This window comes from Nannocystis pusilla (assembly GCF_026626665.1).
Taxonomy (GTDB): domain Bacteria; phylum Myxococcota_A; class Polyangia; order Nannocystales; family Nannocystaceae; genus Nannocystis; species Nannocystis pusilla.
This window is the reverse complement of sequence record NZ_JAPNKE010000002.1, coordinates 5,652,051-5,664,213: the sequence shown is the minus strand read 5'-3', so window position 1 is coordinate 5,664,213 and position 12,163 is coordinate 5,652,051. Positions and strand designations below refer to the sequence as shown.

General features: G+C 72.3%; 11 protein-coding genes and 2 pseudogenes. 9 read left to right on the top strand and 4 right to left on the bottom strand.

The genetic code is table 11. The features are described from left to right. Positions 1-44 precede the first annotated feature (44 nt). Positions 45-634 (bottom strand): annotated as a pseudogene (locus OV079_RS25135) (LOG family protein). Between the two features lie 64 nt (positions 635-698). Here OV079_RS25135 and OV079_RS25130 point away from each other — a divergent pair. Continuing rightward, complete coding sequence (locus tag OV079_RS25130; RefSeq protein ID WP_267771392.1) at positions 699-1,355, top strand: zf-TFIIB domain-containing protein; 657 nt, start codon at positions 699-701, stop codon at positions 1,353-1,355. Positions 1,356-1,717: 362 nt separating this feature from the next. On the opposite strand, the gene OV079_RS25125 is transcribed toward OV079_RS25130, so the two are convergent. Further along, positions 1,718-3,214, bottom strand: a complete 1,497-nt coding sequence (locus OV079_RS25125) for a sigma 54-interacting transcriptional regulator (RefSeq protein WP_267771391.1) — start codon at positions 3,212-3,214, stop codon at positions 1,718-1,720. Positions 3,215-3,415: 201 nt separating this feature from the next. On the opposite strand from OV079_RS25125, the gene OV079_RS25120 reads away from it, so the two are divergent. The 8 genes and pseudogenes from OV079_RS25120 (at position 3,416) to OV079_RS25090 (ending at position 9,030) form a co-directional block, all read left to right on the top strand. Further along, positions 3,416-3,949, top strand: coding sequence for a peroxiredoxin (locus tag OV079_RS25120; protein ID WP_267771390.1), 534 nt, complete (start codon positions 3,416-3,418; stop codon positions 3,947-3,949). A 41-nt stretch (positions 3,950-3,990) separates the two neighbouring features. After that, positions 3,991-4,518, top strand: coding sequence for a carboxymuconolactone decarboxylase family protein (locus OV079_RS25115; protein ID WP_267771389.1), 528 nt, complete (start codon positions 3,991-3,993; stop codon positions 4,516-4,518). 232 nt (positions 4,519-4,750) lie between these two features. Next, positions 4,751-4,873: a hypothetical protein gene (locus tag OV079_RS25110; protein ID WP_267771388.1), complete on the top strand. Its 123-nt coding sequence runs from the start codon at positions 4,751-4,753 to the stop codon at positions 4,871-4,873. Then, the gene (locus OV079_RS25105) at positions 4,870-5,730 is read left to right on the top strand and encodes a serine/threonine protein kinase (protein WP_267771387.1); all 861 of its coding nucleotides are present in this window, start codon (positions 4,870-4,872) and stop codon (positions 5,728-5,730) included. The genes OV079_RS25110 and OV079_RS25105 overlap by 4 nt, the downstream gene beginning before the upstream one ends. A gap of 172 nt (positions 5,731-5,902) precedes the next feature. Further along, a pseudogene (locus OV079_RS25100) lies at positions 5,903-6,428 on the top strand (L-threonylcarbamoyladenylate synthase); the annotation flags it as partial. A gap of 87 nt (positions 6,429-6,515) precedes the next feature. Next, on the top strand, positions 6,516-6,872 hold the full coding sequence (locus tag OV079_RS54390) for a Sua5 family C-terminal domain-containing protein (RefSeq protein WP_338088934.1): 357 nt from the start codon (positions 6,516-6,518) through the stop codon (positions 6,870-6,872). A 206-nt stretch (positions 6,873-7,078) separates the two neighbouring features. Beyond that, the gene (locus tag OV079_RS25095; RefSeq protein ID WP_267778635.1) at positions 7,079-7,939 is read left to right on the top strand and encodes a hypothetical protein; all 861 of its coding nucleotides are present in this window, start codon (positions 7,079-7,081) and stop codon (positions 7,937-7,939) included. A gap of 32 nt (positions 7,940-7,971) precedes the next feature. Beyond that, positions 7,972-9,030, top strand: a complete 1,059-nt coding sequence (locus OV079_RS25090; protein WP_267771385.1) for a hypothetical protein — start codon at positions 7,972-7,974, stop codon at positions 9,028-9,030. Between the two features lie 104 nt (positions 9,031-9,134). On the opposite strand, the gene OV079_RS25085 is transcribed toward OV079_RS25090, so the two are convergent. Next, positions 9,135-10,148: a CHAD domain-containing protein gene (locus OV079_RS25085; protein WP_267771384.1), complete on the bottom strand. Its 1,014-nt coding sequence runs from the start codon at positions 10,146-10,148 to the stop codon at positions 9,135-9,137. A 408-nt stretch (positions 10,149-10,556) separates the two neighbouring features. Further along, positions 10,557-12,014, bottom strand: coding sequence for a hypothetical protein (locus tag OV079_RS25080; RefSeq protein WP_267771383.1), 1,458 nt, complete (start codon positions 12,012-12,014; stop codon positions 10,557-10,559). Between the last annotated feature and the right edge of the window lie 149 nt (positions 12,015-12,163).

The window sequence follows — 12,163 nt, the reverse complement described above, 5'->3', positions numbered from 1 at the left end:
GCATCGCGACGGGCGGTGTCGCCTTCGAGTCGCCGCGCCGCGGCTCACAGGCGCGGCGGGGCGTGGCCGAGGCTGAAGTGGGGGATCTCGACGACCGCCATCATCTCGAGCAGGGCGACGATGTCGGGCGCCGACAGCATCAGCGGGCGGTGGCTGGCGCGGACGAAGCCGGCGGCGGCGGCGTGGTCGAGGAAGGCGAGCAGGTGGTCGTAGTAGCCGCCGGCGTTGACCAGGCCGACCGGCTTGCGGTGGTAGCCGAGCTGCATCCACGTGGTCGCTCGAACAGCTCCTCGAGCGTGCCGAAGCCGCCGGGCAGGGCGACGAAGGCGTCGCTGAGCTGGGCCATCATCATCTTGCGGGCGTGCATGCTGTCGACCACGAACAGCTCGGTGAGGCCGTCGTGGCCGACCTCGACGTCCCACAGCTTCTGCGGGATGACGCCGAACACCTGGCCGCCGGCGCGCAGGGCCGCGTCGGCGACCTCACCCATGATCCCGATCTTGCCGCCGCCGTAGACGACCCCGATCCCGCTGCGGGCGAGGTGCTCGCCGATGCCGCGCGCGACCTCGGCGAAGGCAGGATCCGTGCCCTTGTTCGAACCGCAGAAGATGCAGATCCGGCGGAACTTTCGCATCGTGCTCATGAGCGCTCGCGGGCTTCTTACCACGGGACCGCGCGATCGCTGGTATCGTGCGGTCATGCGTCGCCCCCGCCCGAGCGAGGAGTCGCGCGCCCGCGCGGCCCGGATCACACAGGCGCTCGCCGATCTGCTGCCCGACGAGCCTCCGCCCGACCGCCCGTCCGAAGCGACCTCGACAGGTCGCCGCGCGGCCCGGGGCGGCGATTGCCCGGGCTGCGGCGAGCCGCTGGTGGCGACGGCCGCCCGCCACGGGGTGGAGTTCGACACCTGCGGCGCGTGCGGGGGGATCTGGCTCGACGCCGGGGAGCTCGAGGCGCTGACCTCCGGCCTCGACCCGAGCCCGGGCGCCGGGGCCCGGAACGAGGCCGAGCTGCGGGCGAGGGTGCCGGCGCCGGCCTCCCGCGAGTCGGACGTCCGCTATCGCGAGTGCCCGCGCTGCCGCGAGGTGATGAACCGCCGCAACTTCGGGACGATCAGCGGGGTCATCGTCGACGAGTGCCGCCACCACGGGCTGTTCCTCGACGCGGGCGAGCTCGAAGAGGTGGAGGCGTTCCTCCGCGCCGGCGGAAGGGCCGTCGGCGAGTCCGCCCGCGCCCGCGCAGCCGCCCGCAGCATGCCGCCCCCGCCGCCGCAGCTCGAGACGCCGCGGACCGGACGCGAGGAGGTCGTGGCCGAGACGGCCGTCGACTTGCTGTGGAACCTGCTGTTCCGCTGAGCGCGCCGGCAAGGACATGGGGCATGGTTTGGAGAGCATGTTCACGAGGACATGGCCAATCAGACATGTCCACGAGAGCATGTCCTCAGAGTTGTCTGACCCGCTCCGGTGCCTGAGAGGCCGCCGCGCAGCCGAGGCGCCCAGCGGTTCGTCCCGCCGTGAGCTGTCCTCGCGTGTTCCGCGGACCATGACGGGGCGCGCAGCGGCCCGCGTGCTGGACCGCGGCGCCCCGGCTTCGACCATCCCCAAGCTCCGGCGTGACGCCCCGGGTTTTGCGGCTGGGGTCTCGCGGCCGCCGTGCCTCCGCACCGCCGGCCTGGCCGTCAGCGGGGCCGCCTGCGCTCGCGGTACCGCCGCCAGCCTCACGCGGTGCGGGCCACGCCCAGCTTCTTCATCCGGCTCTGCAGCGTCGAGGGCGGCACCCCGAGCAGCTCGGCGGCGCCGCCGGGCCCGTAGATCCGCCCGCGCGTGTGCGTCAGGACCCGCTGGATCTGCAGCGCCGTCACCTCCTCGAGCGTGGCGATCCGGCCGTCGTGTTGCTGCGGCGTGTCGACGGGCGTGGCCTTCGGGGCAGGTTCGATGGGACCTGTTCCATTGGGCATGTCCCCGAGTTCGAACGCCTCCGGGCCGAGCACCTCGCCGGTGGTGACGATCGTGGCGCGCTCGAGCGCGTTGCTGAGCTCGCGCAGGTTGCCGGGCCAGGCGTGGGCGCGCAGGCGGGCGAGGCCGGCCTCGCTGACCCGCATGCCGCGCCGGCCGGTGCGCTGGCTCTGCTCGGCGAGCATGGCGGCGCACAAGAGCGGCAGGTCTTCGAGGCGCTGGCGCAGCGGCGGGAGGCGCAGCGGGAACACGGCGAGGCGGTAGTAGAGATCTTCGCGCAGGCGGCCGCCGGCGATCGCCTTCTCGAGGTCGACGTGGGTGGCGGCGAGCAGGCGGACGTCGACCTTGACGCTCTTGTCGCTGCCGACCGGCTCGACCACGCCCTCCTGCACCACGCGCAGCAGCTTGGCCTGCAGCTCGATCGGCAGCTCGCCGATCTCGTCGAGCAGGAGGGTGCCGCCGTGGGCCAGCTGGAACCGGCCGAGGCGGTCGCGCGTGGCGCCGGTGAAGGCGCCGCGGGTGTGGCCGAACAGCTCGCTCTCGAGCAGCGAGGCGGGGATGGCGGCGCAGTTGATGGCGACGAAGGGGCGGTCGGCCCGCGCGCTCCAGCGGTGCAGGGCGCGGGCGAGCCGCTCCTTGCCGGTGCCGGTCTCGCCGAGGATGAGCACCGGCGTGTCGGTGGGCGCGACCTGGCGAGCCCGCGCGGCGACGGCCCGCACGCCAGGGCTGACGCTGCGCTCGAGCACGCCGTAGCCGGCGGCGACCTCGTCGAGCTCGCGCGCCCGCTCGAGCTCCTCCTCGCGCAGGTTCTCGAGCACGACGCGCCGCTCGGCGTTGTCGAGCGCGAGGCCGAGGATCTGCCCGTACGTCTCGACCTGGTCGACGACCGACTGCGGGTAGCTCTCGCAGTGGGTGCGGTCGAGGGTGAGGACCCCGAGCGAGCGGCCGGCGGCGTGCAGGGGGACGACCATGCAGGCGTGACCCGGGGAGAGATCGAGGACGCCGTCGAAGGGATCGCCGTCGCCGTGACGGTGATCATCCTCCGTGAAGGCGCGGGCCCGGCGCGTCTCGAGCGCCTCGCGCAGGGTCGGGAAGCGCGCCAGGTCGATGCGGTGGCCGCGGACCTGACTGGCGAGGTGGCCGCGGGCGGCGCGGACGACCAGGCTGCCCTCGTCGAGGGTAAACACGGCTGCGAGGTCGTACGGCGCGATCCGGGCGACCCAGTCGAGGCCGCGACGCAGGAGGTCGTCGGTGTCCATGGCGCGAGTGTGGATCGCCCGGCACCGAAATGCCAGTGTCGAGGTACCGATGGGACGGTGAGCAACGACGGGCCGTGGGCGCGCGGCCGTGAGCGGGCGGACAAGTGTCGAGAATCGTTGAGTCTGTGCTTTGGTTCGGCCCCTGCTATTGCACCCATGTCCGCGGGCGTAGCCGCTCGCACGAAGGAAAGAGACCAGACCATGTTGACCGTAGGCGATCAGTTCCCCCAGTTTGCCCTCCAGGCCGTCGTCAGCCGCGACAAGGGCAAAGAGTTCACCGAGATCAACGACAAGAGCTACACCGGCAAGTGGCGGGTGTTCTTCTTCTGGCCGATGGACTTCACGTTCATCTGCCCGACCGAGATCGCCGAGTTCGGCCGCCGCAGCGGCGACTTCGCCGACCGCGACGCGCAGGTGCTCGGCGTCAGCACCGACACCCACTTCGTCCACCTGGCGTGGCGTAACAACCACGAGGACCTGCGGGACCTGAAGATCCCGATGGTCGCCGACACCAAGCGCGAGCTGTCGCAGGCGCTCGGCATCCTGCACAAGGACGGCGTGCCGCTGCGCGCGACCTTCATCGTCGACCCGCAGAACATCATCCGCTGGGTGTCGGTGAACGACCTGTCGGTCGGCCGCAACGTGGCCGAGGTGCTGCGCGTGCTCGACGGTCTGCAGACCGACGAGCTGTGCCCGTGCAACTGGCAGAAGGGCGAGGCGACCCTCAACCCGTAGCGCGGGCAGGTCGCGGCGCGAAGAGAGGAGAGGAGGACACCATGGCCAATACCGTCGAATCGCTGCGAGAGCAGCTCCCCGAGGCCGCGAGGGACCTCAAGGTGAACCTGCAGAACGTGTTGCAGGAGTCGTCGCTGACCCCGGCACAGCGCTGGGGGACGGCGGTGGCGTGCGCCATCGCCTCCCGCAACGCGACCCTGACCCAGGTGCTGGTCGACGCGGCGCGCGAACAGGTCGACGCGGCGACCATCGAGGACGCCCGCGCGGCCGCGGCGCTGATGGCGATGAACAACGTGTACTACCGGTTCAAGCACATGGTCGGCAGCGAGGACTACGAGAAGCTGCCGGCCCGCCTGCGCATGACCCGGATCGCCAAGCCGCACAGCTCGAAGCTCGACTTTGAGCTGTTCTGCCTGGCCGTCAGCGCCGTCTTCGGCTGCGAGCGGTGCGTCGTCTCCCACGAGAAGACGATCCGCGAGGCCGGCGGCACGGCGGAGCAGATCCACGACGCAGTGCGCACCGGCGCGGTCGTCCACGGCGTCGCCGTCGCGCTCGAGCTCGGCGTCTGAACGTTGTTCGCTTCGGCGCCCCGGGCGCCGGGACAGGCGGGCGGCGCGAGGTGGCGAAATCGCCCCCCGCGCCGCCCGCCTGTCTTTTGTGCTTCACCCGCACTAGCGGCTAAGGTGCGCGCCGCGACCTGCATCGGACCCGCCGACAAGGCCCCCTCGAGGACGGCTGACGCGGCGGGACCAGGTGGTGTAGGTTGCATAACCTAGCCCACCCCCCGCCGCGCTTTCCCACGTGTCCAACGAGGATCAAAACTCCGGCAATCGGCCTCACGCCGGGATGACCGGCATCACGCCGACGTCGACCTCGCAGTACGAGGGCTACCAGGGCACGAGCTGCCGCCCGGCACGGTGGTGACGGGCACGAGCCAGTTCGAGATCGTGCAGCGCCTCGGCGAGGGCGGGATGAGCAAGGTCTACAAGGCGTTCGACCGCCTGATGAACCGCTACATCGCCCTCAAGGTGATGAAGAACGACGTGCCCGAGTGGGCGCATCGCCACTTCCGCCGCGAGGCCCGCATGTGCGCGAGCTTCATGCACCACAACCTCGTGCACGTCAGCCAGGTCGGCACGGCCGAGGAGTTCGACGTGCTGTGGTTCGCGATGGAGTACCTGCGCGGCAAGGACGTCAGCTGGTTCATCGAGAGCGGCACGCCGATGGGCATCCCGGTGATCCTCGAGATCTTCTCGCAGGTGCTCGACGCGCTCCGCTACGTCCACCTGCGCCGGATCGTCCACTGCGACATCAAGCCGTCGAACGTGTTCGTCACCCGCGACTCGCACGACCCGCTGCTCCGCGTGGTCAAGCTGCTCGACTTCGGCGTGGCCCGCGACCTGTCCGACCTGTCGTCGCACAACACGCACCACATCATGGGCGACCCCCGCTACATCGCCCCCGAGCAGACGATCCCCGGCAACTACATCGACCACCGCGCCGACCTCTACGCGCTCGGCATGACGTTCTTCGAGCTCGTCACCGGCGGCCGCCACCCGTTCGAGGACCTGTTCGACGCCCACCCGCGCGCGCTCCTGCAGGCCCACCGCGAGCGCGAACCGCTGCCCGTCAGCCACTTCATCTCCGACAGCGTGCCCGCCGCCAAGGCCCGGGCGATGGACGCGTTCTTCGCCAAGGCGTGCGGCAAGCAGGTCCACCACCGCTTCGCCGACGCGCTGCAGATGAAGGAAGCGCTGGTCGAGCTGGCGAAGATGAGCTGAAGCGGACATGTCCGCGAGGACATGTCCGGCCGAGGCGCGGGCGGCACCTGTCCGTGCGGACAGGCGGCGGCTGCGTCGGGACGTGCTATGAGCTCGGGGTGCGTCGGCGGACGGCCGACGCGGACGGCGAAGGAGCGATGACCGAGAGCACGGCGCCGAGGGCGGAGGGGACATGTCCGTGAAGACGGCGGTGTTGCCGGCCGACGACCCGGCGGCGATCGCCCGCGCGGCCGAGGTGCTGCAGCGCGGCGGCCTGGTGGCGTTCCCGACCGAGACGGTCTACGGGCTCGGCGCCGACGCGCTCGATGCCGCGGCGGTGGGGCGGATCTTCGCGGCCAAGGGGCGGCCGGCCGACAACCCGCTGATCGTCCACGTGGCGGCGCCGGAGCAGGCGCGCGCGCTGGCGCGGGTGGTGCCGCCGGCGGCGGAGCAGCTGATGTCCTTGTGGCCAGGTCCGCTGACGCTGGTGCTGCCGCGCGCGCCGGTGGTGCCCGACGCGACCACCGCCGGGCAGGACACCGTGGCGGTGCGGATCCCCGGCCACCCCGCCGCGCTGGCGCTGCTGCGCGTGCGGGCGACCGCTGGCGGCGCCGTCGGCCAACCGCTCGGGGCGGCCGAGCCCGACCACGGCCCAGCACGTGCTCGCCGACCTCGACGGCGTGGTCGACGTCATCCTCGACGGAGGTCCGTGCGCCGTCGGGCTCGAGTCGACGGTGGTCGACGCGACGCGCCCGGTGCCGATGGTGCTGCGCACCGGCGGGTTGCCCATCGAGGCGCTGCGGACGGTGGTCGGCGCGATCGACATGCTCGCGGGACATGACCCGGAGGCCATGTCCCGATCGCCAGGTCTGCGCCACCGCCACTACGCGCCGCGCGCTCGCGTGTTGCTGGTGGCCCCCGGCGAGGCGGCGGCGCTCGGCGGGCCGACCGTGGCGGTGATGAGCCAGCAGCCGCGGCCGCCCGGGTTCGTCGGCGAGTGGAAGGTGATGCCGAGCGCGATGGAGGGCTACGCGCAGGCGCTGTTCGCGGCGCTGCGCGAGCTCGACGCGCCCGAGGTCGAGACGATCGTGGTCGAGACCGTGCCCGAGGTCGGGCTGGGCCGGGCGATCGCCGACCGTCTGCGCCGCGCGTCCGAGCGGTGAGCGGGCGGCCGCGAATCACATGTCCTTCCGTCCGGCCCGAGCGTTCGTGCGCTCGCGCGTGGCGAGCGATGAAATGAAAGGACATGTTTGAAGGGACATGTCGAGCGGATGCGCGAGTGCGGGGTTCACGCTCGTCGGCAAGCGAAGTTCCGCGCGGTCGTACGGGCCTTGTGCGCGTGTTCGCGCGCTGCTACGGTGAGAAAGTGATGCGGCCCGTCGCGCTCGTGTTCGCCTGTCTGCTCGCGCCCGGGTGCGTGGCGCCGGGGCTCAAGCAGCTCGACTGGGAGGCCAGCACCACCTCCTCGACGAGCTCGAGCAGCGGCGGGTCGAGCTCCGGAGTGATGACGACGACGGTCGCCGAGGAGCCGGACTCGGGCTCCGGGAGCGACGGGACGACGGGCGAGTCGACGGGCACGAGCTCCACCACGGGGACGACGGGCGCGAACGAGACGACCGGCCCTGGCAGCGGGACCTCGGCGAGCTGCGGCGACGGGATCGTCGAGGACGGTGAGGAGTGCGACGACGGCGATCCCGCGGACGACGCGTGCAACGCCAGCTGTCGCCGCGAGCGGGTGGTGTTCGTCACCAGCGAGAAGCTGCAGCCCGACGAGATCGGCGGGCTCGAGTTCGCCGACGGGATCTGCCGTCAGCTGGCGCAGGCCGCCGAGCTGCCCTCGTTCTCGACGTACACGGCCTGGCTCAGCGACTCGACGACGGCGGCGCGCGACCGGGTGTTCCGCGGCGAGGGCCGCTACGTGCGGCCCGACGGGGCGGTGGTGGCCGACAGCTTCGCGGCGCTGCTCGCCGGGCCGCTGCTGGCGCCGATCGAGCGCGACGAGCACGGACAGCTCGTCGCCGGCGCGGGCGTGTGGACGGGGACGAACCCCGACGGCGCCGCGGTGCCGGGCTCGACGCACTGCGAGGACTGGACGTCGGCGGCGTTCGCCGATCAGTCGGGCTACTTCGGCACGCCGGCGGCGACGGACTCGCAGTGGACGTACGCGGTGGTGGCGAACCCGACGACCTGCCTCGTGGCGGCTCATCTTTATTGTTTCGAGGGCGAGTGATGCCGGCCCGACTACGAAGTGTCTTTTTGAGCATGTCCATCGGGACATGTGGTTGTACGGGCGAAGATCCGGCGGCGCCGGCGTCGTCCGCCGGCGAGACGAGCACGGGCAGCACGGCGCCGGCCACCAGCGAGGCGCCCGAGGTCACGGGCAGCACCGGCGACGCGCCGACCACCACGGCCGACCCGAGCGGGAACTCGACCGGCACGAGCACCGGCGAGGAGGAGTCGTACTGCGGCGACGGGAAGATCGATCCCGGCGAGGCGTGCGACGACGGCCCCGACAACGCCGCTGACGGCGCGTGCACCCACCAGTGCGCGGCGGCGACGTGCGGCGACGGCCTCGTGTGGGCGGGCGTGGAGGCGTGCGACCTCGGCGACGGCAACTCGAGCGAGTACGGCGGCTGCGACGGCTGTCAGCTGGCGGCGCACTGCGGCGACGGGACCGTCGACGAGGGCTTCGAGGTGTGCGACCTGGGCGGCCTCAACGGCACCGGGATCTCGAACGGCAAGGAGCCGCCGTGTCGCGCGACCTGCACGTGGCAGGGGCGAGTGGTGTTCGTGACCAGCCAGGCGTACACGGGCGCGCTCGGCGGGCTCGACGGGGCCGACATCCGCTGCCGCGACCGCGCGAAGGCGGTCGGGCTCGACAACGCCAACACCTTCCGCGCCTGGCTGTCGGACGGCATGCAGTCGCCATCGACCCGGTTCCAGCAGATCGATCTGCAAAAGGTGCCCTACATGCTCCGCAGCGGGCGCGTGATCGCGGCCGACTTCGCGGAGCTGGTCGACGAGGGCCCGCGGGCGGGGATCTCGATCGACGAGACCGGCGCGATGGTGACCGAAGAGCTCGTGTGGACCAACACCACGGGGCTCGGGGGCGTGCTCCATCCGGTCGATCACTGCGACAGCTGGACGTCGGCATCCAATCAGTTGGAGGCGATGGGAGGCATCAACGCCCTCCCGGTCGAGATGGGGCCGGCGTGGGACGCATGGCAAGCCGAGCGGCAATGGACCGTCTCGCTCAGCTTCAGCTGCGACTGGAAGTGGCGTCTGTACTGCTTCGAGGACGGGTACCCGGCCGAGGGCTGAACCTCGCGGCTCGACATCTGCCAGCTGCTGGGCATGTCTTTCGAGACAGGTCGACGACCGGCGCGCGCCCGAGCGGTCCATGGCCCTTCGGACAGGTCGACGAGTCAGCCGTTCTTGTCTGGCTTTTCGGCCAGGTCCTCCGCGACCAGGTCGCCGGGGCAGATGACCTCGAAGTCGGGCGACAGGGAGGTCGGCGGGGGGTCCGCTTGGCCGCACGGGCGGGGCTCGGTCGCCGGGCGTTCGCCGTCGCGCCAGACCTGCCAGTAGTGACCGAGCCGCGCGACGTAGCGGCGCGGGCGCTCGGCGTACAGGCGCTGGCCGAGCGACCAGGCGCGCGCTCGCAGCTCGGCGCTGCGGGCGTCGGCGCGGGCGAGGACGTGGCGGCGGGCGGCGGCGTCGAGGTCGGGGTGCTGGCCGAGAGCGACGCGCAGGACCTCGAGGTCGTGGTCCTCGCCGAGCGCGTCCGACAGCTGCTCGAGGGCGTCGGCCCAGGCCGCCTGCACGCACTTCCAGAGGTTGTGCAGGAGCTGGGTGTGGTACCAGAGGTCCTTGACCCGCTTGCGCCACGCGTGGAACGCCGCGGGGGTCGGGTCGGCGAAGGCGTTGCGCATGGCCCGGCGGCCCTGGGCGTAGCTGGTCTTGAGGCCAGGTTCGAGGACGCTCCAGCCGCGCGCCAGCGGCGGCCAGTCGCCGCTGCGGCTGCGCACGCGGGCGAGGTCGTCGGCGGCCGCGTGCAAGGCGTCCTCGCTGGCGACGACCTGGTCGCGCACGGCCGCCAGGCGGTCGCGCACGGCCGCCAGCGCGCCCTCGGGCGTCGGCACGAGGTGGTCGAACACGTCGGCCGCGACGGCGGCGTCGCGGCGCTCGGCGAGGCGACGGGCGGCGTCGCGGAGGTCGAGGTTGTCGCGGTGGAAGCCGGCGCCGAGGCCGTCGCGCAGCAGGCGGGCCAGCGCCCGCGTGCGCTTGATGGCCTTGCGGGCCGCGTGCACGCGAGTGTGGGCGTCGGGGGCGTCGGGGTGACCCTCGCGCAGACGGGCGATCGCCTCGCCCAGCTCCTCGTCGGCGATCCGCACTGCGGCCTGATGGATGGACTCGCTGCGGGTGAGTCGGTAGGCCATGCCGCCACGATAGCGCGCGGGCCGGCGTGGTTCCATGCGGCAGCGGTTGCGTGTGGTGGTGTTCGGGACATGTCTTGAGAGACATGTCGATGGGGCCGTCGTTGCGGGCTGCTGGCCCCACGCGCCGCCGGAGCGGGCACATGCAGGCGAGGCGCGTGAGCGGGCGTCACGACGCGCCGCGCGGGAGCCGGCGCGAACTGGCGGCGGACGCGGCAGCGAGCTCGAGCGTGGCTCGGTGGCGACGAGGCCGGCGATCAGGGCGGGGGCAGGGGAGCGGGCGGTGAAGGGGACGGTGAGCGCGCGGGGCCTCGGCGGGCAGCGGGGCTCGGGGTTCGAGTCGGGGCGTCGCGGCGCCGTGCTCGAGCGAGCGAATCGTGAGTGCTCGCGCGAACCCCTCGCAGGCGCGGCTCAGGGCGACGGGGCGGGGGCGGGGGCCGGCGGGGGGACGATCGGGGGCGCGTCGGAGGGGATGCCGGGGGCGGGGCCGCCGTCGGGCGGGGCATTCTGGCCGAGGGGCGGCTCGCCGGAGGGCTTGCCGGCCTTGCCGCCGTCCTTGGGCGTGAGGGCCTCGCTCGGGGTCAGCTTGCCGTTCTTGCGCGCGGCCCACATCTCCTCGCGCTGCTTGCGGGCGGCCTCGATCTGCTCGGGGGTGCGGCGGAGCATGCGGCGCGCGCCCTCGGCGATCTGCTCGAGGATGAACTTGGCCTGGTCCTTGGTGAAGTCGGCGCGCAGGTTGAGGGACTTGTCGTCGCGCGCGATCTCGGTGGCCTCGTAGAAGCTGCGGACCATGAAGCGGGTGTAGAACGGGACCTTGTCGTCGATGAAGGCCGGGAGGTCCTCGCTCCACTGGCGCTCCATCTTGGTGGCGTCGACGGCGTCGAGGTACTCGCTCTTGATCACCAGCTCGGGCGAGGTCGAGGCCTCGGCCATGAGCTCGAGGTTGTTGGGGATCGGGAACGGCGGCTCGCTCTTGAGCTTGATGCTGGCGCGCAGGTCCTTGAGGACGAGCTGGAGGCCGGCCCGCGGCTCGCGGGCGGCGAAGGTCTTGAGCTTGGTGAGGTTGGCGACGAAGTTGCCGGCGGTCTCCCCCTTCGACTCGTCGGGGCCGGCGAGGATCGCCGGCAAGAACTCCTCGCGCACGTAGACGGCGACGTCCTCGTCGAGGAAGACGAACCACCGCGGGTCGTCGTCCTGGTCGGGGTTGGCGATCGGGCGCGGGTTGCCCATCGTGCGCCCGTCCCGGACCTCCCACTCGATCTTCTCGCCCTCGGCCGCGGCGGCGCGCTCGAGGCCGGCCTGCACCTCGGCCTGCGTCAGCCGGTACTCGACGGCGAGGAAGGTCTGGGTCAGGTCGCGCAGGTTCGGGCTGGCGATGACGATGTAGTTGAAGTCCTTGAGGGCATGAAAGCCGCCGCCGGTGACGATGAAGTCGAAGTCGGGCAGCGGCGACATGATCTCGACGATGGCGTCGGCGAACGGCAGGCCCGAGACCTTCTTCGCCGACAACAACATGAAGAAGTTGCTGCTGCCGGGCCCGAGCTCGGCCACGCGCGAGGTCTTCTCGCCGAACTTGGGCTTGGGCTTGGGCGGCTCGGGCGGCTTCTCCTCGGGCTTGGGACCGTCGGCCTCGGGCGGCTTGTCGGGGCCCATCGGCGGCGGCGGGACCTCGGGCTCGGGCTGCGGCTCGGGCGGCTGCGCGCCCTTGAGCTCCTGATCGAGCTCGACCGTCTCGAACTGCGTGACCTCGAACTCGAGCTCCGGCATCTCCAGCTTGAAGTCGAGGCCGCACCCGCCGGGGATGAGCGGCGAGAGGTGCAGGGCCAGCGAGGCGAGGCCGGCGGCGAGGATGCGGCGCGTGGGGGTCACGAGCGCCGCGAGTGTACCATCGCAAGGCCGCACGCGCCCGCCCGAACCCGCACCCCGCGCCGCCCCGCGCCGCTCCGGACCGGGGAGGGCCGGGTCCGCGGGCCAGCGTCTGCGGGCGCCGCTGCGCGCCGGCAGGACCGCGGCGATCA

What these genes read in the sequence shown, in the direction of transcription:
- OV079_RS25130 (WP_267771392.1), top strand. Translation starts at nt 699, where the DNA reads ATGCGTCGCCCCCGCCCGAGCGAGGAGTCGCGCGCCCGCGCGGCCCGG.
- OV079_RS25125 (WP_267771391.1), bottom strand. Translation starts at nt 3,214, where the DNA reads ATGGACACCGACGACCTCCTGCGTCGCGGCCTCGACTGGGTCGCCCGG.
- OV079_RS25120 (WP_267771390.1), top strand. Translation starts at nt 3,416, where the DNA reads ATGTTGACCGTAGGCGATCAGTTCCCCCAGTTTGCCCTCCAGGCCGTC.
- OV079_RS25115 (WP_267771389.1), top strand. Translation starts at nt 3,991, where the DNA reads ATGGCCAATACCGTCGAATCGCTGCGAGAGCAGCTCCCCGAGGCCGCG.
- OV079_RS25095 (WP_267778635.1), top strand. Translation starts at nt 7,079, where the DNA reads ATGCGGCCCGTCGCGCTCGTGTTCGCCTGTCTGCTCGCGCCCGGGTGC.
- OV079_RS25090 (WP_267771385.1), top strand. Translation starts at nt 7,972, where the DNA reads ATGTCCATCGGGACATGTGGTTGTACGGGCGAAGATCCGGCGGCGCCG.
- OV079_RS25085 (WP_267771384.1), bottom strand. Translation starts at nt 10,148, where the DNA reads ATGGCCTACCGACTCACCCGCAGCGAGTCCATCCATCAGGCCGCAGTG.